We start from the raw sequence: 276 nt of genomic DNA, 5'->3' as shown, positions 1-276 counted from the left end.
GGCGCGGCCAGCAGAAAGCCATCGTTGCGCTCGCCCGCCGGCTGGCGGTGATCATGCATCGCATCTGGAGCGACGGCACACAGTTCCGCTGGACCAGGACGGAAATCATGCCGGTCGGCTGAACAATAGTTCCACTCCACCGGTGGAAAAGCTGTCCTTCGCGGGACGAGGATGAGGTGAGTTCGTCGACTGGCTTGGCTCGATTGCCCATCATCGGCAATCAAGGCGCTCGACAGATTGTTCCACCCATTCTTCTGAATCCCCATAGAGGGCAGG

1 pseudogene is annotated in these 276 nt (G+C 60.1%); it reads left to right on the top strand.

Annotated features, from left to right (window positions below):
* Positions 1-122 (top strand): annotated as a pseudogene (locus tag PU724_RS34030) (IS110 family RNA-guided transposase); the annotation flags it as partial.
* Positions 123-276 lie beyond the last annotated feature (154 nt).

Source organism: Mesorhizobium abyssinicae (assembly GCF_049887195.1).
GTDB classification, from domain to species: domain Bacteria; phylum Pseudomonadota; class Alphaproteobacteria; order Rhizobiales; family Rhizobiaceae; genus Mesorhizobium; species Mesorhizobium abyssinicae.
Note: the sequence above shows the minus strand (reverse complement) of the source record. Positions and strands in the feature narration are given on the sequence as shown.